General features: G+C 68.1%; 1 protein-coding gene. It reads left to right on the plus strand.

Translation table 11 applies throughout. The features are described from left to right. A partial coding sequence (locus EOD29_RS35045; protein ID WP_164764103.1) for a hypothetical protein occupies positions 1 to 235 on the plus strand: 235 nt, incomplete at both ends.

Consider the following 235-nt stretch of genomic DNA (forward strand, 5'->3'; position numbering starts at 1 on the left):
CGCCGTGGTCGCGCCGGTAACCGACCCCATTTCTGGTCAACCGGCGTCGAAGAACGTTGCCGTCGCCGTCCGGCCCTTCCGCGCCACCCATTACGGTTTCGCCGTCTCCGCCACAAAACCCGCTACGCCCGACGCCGCCTATTGGGCGCTGGCAAAAGCCGCCGGCGGCTGGCGGCTTGAGCTTGCCTTCGGCGAAACCGTCGAAGACTGGACGGCCTGGTGCCGGGCGGTTTTC

Source organism: Mesorhizobium sp. M1A.T.Ca.IN.004.03.1.1 (genome assembly GCF_003997555.1).
Taxonomy (GTDB): Bacteria; Pseudomonadota; Alphaproteobacteria; order Rhizobiales; family Rhizobiaceae; genus Mesorhizobium.